The 5,476-nt window shown below is 33.7% G+C and carries 2 protein-coding genes; both read left to right on the forward strand.

The features are described 5' to 3' along the window. On the forward strand, positions 1 to 3,082 hold a 3,082-nt coding region (locus PVV59_RS09145), incomplete at its 5' end, for a type ISP restriction/modification enzyme (RefSeq protein ID WP_273755796.1). Between the two features lie 1,736 nt (positions 3,083 to 4,818). Further along, on the forward strand, positions 4,819 to 5,476 hold a 658-nt coding region (locus PVV59_RS09150; RefSeq protein WP_273755797.1), incomplete at its 3' end, for a hypothetical protein.

Below are 5,476 nucleotides of genomic sequence, written 5' to 3' on the forward strand. Positions count from 1 at the left end.
TTGGCAAGTTCTCAATGCTTTGCTTTCTCATGATGAGAATTTTAGCAAAACCCTTAACCAAATGAATTTAGGGCAAGATGTAAGTTCTATTATCGATATTGTTACGGTTTCTCAAAATAGTGACTTAGAGAATGTCACAACGGTTGTTGATGATATCCCCCTTCACGCAAAACCAGAAAGTGCGAGTGCGGGGAATGTCTATCCACTGCGAAAATCGCTTACCCCCCATAATGGTCAAGAACGTTTTAACTTTGTGATGGCATTTCCTAATGCTCTCAAAACCCTTCTGATTAAAAAATCGACCCTTGCGGATTATTGGGGCATATGGGCGAACAATGTTGCGGAGATTGCTCAAAACCACATTAATCGTCTTAAAGATATCCTTTCTGATAAAACCAGTAAAGCCTATCATGCTTTTGAGAGCTTTCATAAGGAGTTAAAGAGTAATTTAAACGACAGTATTACCCAAGAGGAAGCGCTTGAGATGTTAGGACAACATCTTGTGACGCGTCCCGTGTTTGAAGCTTTGTTTGAAGGCAATAAGTTTGTCCAGAACAATAGTATCTCGCAAGCGATGGAAAAGATCTTAGCTGAGTTGGATAAAACCAATATCCAGCAAGAGTCAAAGGAATTACAAAAATTTTATAACAGCGTAAAATTCCGTGCCTCTGGAATTACCGAACCCCAAGCAAGACAGAACCTTATTATCAAGCTATATGAAGATTTTTTTGCCAAGGCATTTAAGAAAACCACGGATAGGCTTGGGATTGTTTATACCCCCGTTGAGGTTGTGGATTTTATTATTCATTCTGTTGATGAAGTGTTACGCAATGAATTTGGAAAAAGCCTAGGATCACGTGGTGTTTCTATTCTTGACCCTTTTACGGGTACTGGAACCTTTATCACAAGGCTTTTACAATCCAATCTCATAAAACCAGAGGATATGGAATATAAATTCCGTCATGATATCCATGCCAATGAGATTGTTCTCTTAGCGTATTACATAGCAGCCATTAACATTGAATCGACTTATCATAGTCTTATGAAAGGGGAATATATCCCTTTTAAGCATATTGGTTTAACCGATACGTTTCGGATGCTTGAAGAGAAAAATCTGCTACAAAAATTATTTAAAGAAAACAGTGAATATTTAGAACATCAGAAAAATCTAAATATCAAGGTTATCTTTGGCAATCCTCCTTATTCATTTGGACAAAAAAGTGAAAACGACAATGCAAAAAATACTCCTTATCCGATATTAGATAAACGTATTCGCGAAACTTATGCCGTTCAATCTAAAGCAAGTAATGTTAATAGACTTTATGATAGTTATATTCGTGCTATCCGCTGGGCAAGTGACCGCATAAAAGATTGTGGTGTTATTGGTTTTGTTACAAATGCAAATTTTGTAGATGCAAACGCTATGAATGGCTTACGCAAATGCCTCGTTGAGGAGTTTTCGAGCCTTTATATTTTCCATTTACGGGGTAATCAACGAACCTCTGGAGAACTATCTCGAAAAGAAGGGGGTAAGATTTTTGGTGAAGGATCTCGTGCCCCTATAGCGATTTCTATTCTCGTAAAAAATCCAGAATCTCAACAGCGTGGGAAAATATATTTTCGTGATATTGGAGATTATCTTAAAAGGGAAGAAAAGCTTACGATAATTGAATCCCTTGGTAGTATTGATGGCATTACACGGAGTGAGCAAAGCTGGAAAATGATTACACCAGACGAATACGGTGATTGGCTTGGTCAACGTAATGAGAGTTTCAAGGCGTTTTTAGCCTTAGGTGATAAAAAAGGGCATGATCAAAAGCTCTTTGAGACTTATTCTTGTGGTATCTCAAGCGGTCGTGATGCTTGGGCATACAATTCGAGCCGTAAAGCTTTAGCTAAGAATATGAGTGATATGATTGCCTTCTATAACAATGAATTGAAACGTTTTAATGATGCTTATTCACATACTGAGCGTAAGTTACGTATAAAAGTTGTAAATGATTTTGTCGATACAGATGAAAAAAAGATCAGTTGGAGTAGCAGTTTGAAAGAAGAATTGGTAAGAGGAAAGTTTTCTGAATTTGAAAATGCGTGCCTTACACAAAGTTTGTATCGTCCTTTTACACAACAGTGGCTTTACTATAATCGTATTTTTAATGAAAGAACTTATCAAATGCCGCGGATATTCCCTATGGGGAAAGCGGTTGATAATAAGATGATACAACTTACAGGTATAGGAGCAAAGAAGGGCTTTTCTGTACTTATGATTAAGACTGTATCTGATGTTCAGGTGATAGAGAATAGTCAATGCTTTCCAAGATATTTTTACGAAGATGCTTCCGTTTCAAAAAATAAAAATAAAAAACAAATTCATTTATTTTCAAATGCTACAGAGCAAAACAAAACAACTGGTTTCCAGAGGCGTGATGCTATTACTGATGAAGGTCTAGACCGTTTTAAAGCAGCTTATCCTAATGAAGCCGTAACTAAAGATGATTTATTCTATTATGTTTACGGTCTTTTACATTCAGAAGATTATCGCAGTCGCTATGCTGATAACCTCTCTAAAGAATTGCCTCGTATCCCTTGTGTAAAGAGTACTGATGATTTTTGGAAATTTGTTACAGCAGGGCGTGAACTGGGTCATTTGCACGTAAATTATGAAGATGTGGAACTTTATCCAGTGACCTTTAAAAAGGGTAATCCAAAACAGACTGATATTTCTAATCCAGAAAAGTTTTATTATGTGACTGAAATGAAATTCGCAAAAATTAAAAATGGCAAGGAAAAGGATAAATCGACGGTTATTTATAATAGTAATATCACGATAACAGATATTCCTCTTGAAGCTTATGAATATATTGTCAATGGTAAACCCGCTCTTGAATGGGTTATGGGGCGTCAATGCGTTAAGACTGATAAAAAGAGTGGCATTGTTAATGATGCCAATCGCTATGCTGTTGAAACGGTTGGAAACCCTGCTTATCCATTAGAATTGTTTCAAAGGGTTATTACCGTAAGTTTAGAGACAATGAAAATCGTTAAAAACTTACCAAAACTAGAAATTAGAGAAACTGAATAGACTTGCCATGCTCACATGATGGGTATGATAAATTCACAAGGGGTATAAGGTCTTATAACTATAGGTTTTATACCCCTTTTATAAATTGCTTACATACAATCTTTTTTAAAAGGATAATTTATCATGCGTTATTCTAAAAAGAAAAAACTTGCACTTTTAGATACTCTCATTTGGATTGCTTTAAGACTTTTAAGAAATCCTCTCTTAAAGTGAGTTAGATTTTTTTTACATTGCCTTTAAGAGGTTATACCGTAATCTCAAATGATAGCTTTATCGTTTTTAAAAGCCTTGTTTAAAGAAAGTTATGTATATTCATTTTCTTATATTACTTATAGGTTTTGAAGGTTTCTCAAACTCTCAAAATACCTTCAAAAAATATACCATTGGTTGTATTTATGGGTTGCAATATCAATGCGGGTTGTTTTTTAGAAAAATCATAAATCTTAACACATTGAAATATAATAACTTTTATTTTTGATTGAAAAAAATATATAAGGGGGCATAAAAGGAACCCTCAAAATCTTCAAAATCATCAAAACTATAACCATCACTATCTTGATAGCATTTCTTATGATTATAAACTGTCTTTTGAAAGGCTTTAAAAGATCACATGCTTTTCATAAAACGTCTTTTAATCATTCTCTTAAAATTATAAGTTTATCCATTTAAGTGGACTGATAAAATTCATTAAAGGGATTTGGATAACGTAATCAGTTTTCATTTTCATATGCTTTTCATAAAGCACGTTTTAATCACTCACTAAAATGATCACTTTTGTCAGTTCAATTTACTGACACATAACTGACAAATATATATTTACAGTTGTATTTATTTGTTATGGTTGTTTTAATAAGTTGTATTTTGAAAAATCGATAAAACTTAACCTATTGAAAAATAATGTTTTTAATTTTTTATCTCATTTAAAAAAAATACTCTAGGGTCTAGAAACAACTGACAAAAATGACAAAAGTCTATTAAAAGGGATTTTGCTAATCTCTATAGTTATCAATCTCTCTTTAGAGATTTCATAACAAGCTATAAATCGCAATTATCCTCTTTATCATTTCTCTTATGAAAATGAAAAATAATGCCATGGCTATAAAGAATGCGTGAAAACAGCAAGGTCTTATAATCATAATGCAAATGAATGCATTGCTTATAAAGATAGTCCCTATAAAAGGCTGTTAAGTTGCAAATGTGTTATAAAAGAAATTAACAGAAATCTTTAAAAAACATTTAGTGAAAAAATAGATACGTTATAAAGTTAAAAATACGCATCATGAGAGCGTTTCTAAATATTATAAATGTATAGATTCAAAAAATAACGCAATCGTTTAAGAAAGCCCATAATATAGCTTTAAAAGCATATAATAAATAAGAAGCGATTAATAAGCATATGACAAATATATACACACAATGCATTTAAAAAAATAATAAAAAATATCAAAAAAGATAAAATAATAATTGACAATAAATACGTATTTTGTTATATAAATAATCAAGTGATTAAGAAACACTGAACAGATAGCGGACTGGTTACGATAAACCTAATCCCGTTAAAAAAATGGCTATTCTTTATGCTATAAAAAGCATATATAGTGATTTTGTCGGGTGTCGTTACGCCATGCAATACCCTTATGGGAAAAGCGTAACAGCGGACTATCTGCCGCGTTTCTTAGCACCCGACGCCCTTATAGGGCTCTAATAAGAAACCTTAAAACAGATAGGATTTAGTTATGAATACTACATCACAAAACAATACAATTTCCTCTAACATTTCAAATGAAACCGCATCTAATAATAAACAAGAGCCTGCAAAAAAATATGAATTTACAGACGAAACAATTGAAGTAGGTGATTATACTCTTTATCGCATTCGTGCTTTAAGGGATTTTTCCAATGTAAAGGCGGGGGACCTCGGTGGCTTTATACACAAGGTGGCAAATTTAGCTGATAATGGCAATTGCTGGGTCGGTGGCAATGCCATGGTTTATGGGGATGCGCGGGTTTTCGATAATGCCCATGTTTTGGATAATGCAAAAATTACTGGCTCTGCTAAAATTTATGAAAATGCAAGAGTTTATGGCAATGCTAGCGTGCATATTAGAGCTGAGGTTTATGGCAATGCGCAAGTCTATGAGAACGCATTGATTTATGGGGATATTTTTGGACATGCTAAAGTGTATGGCAATGCAAAAATTTATGACACTATTTATGGCAAGTTTCTTGATAAGACTAGAATTTATGGCAATGCTGAGGTTTATGATAAAGCACGTGTTTTAGGAAGTTCTCAAGTTTATGATAATGCCCATGTTTATGAAGATGCTATAGTTTTTGACAATGCTAGGGTTTGCGATAATGCCCATGTTTGTGGCGGTGCTATGGTCAATAGAG

The organism is Bartonella sp. MM73XJBT.G, from assembly GCF_028618435.1.
GTDB lineage: Bacteria > Pseudomonadota > Alphaproteobacteria > Rhizobiales > Rhizobiaceae > Bartonella.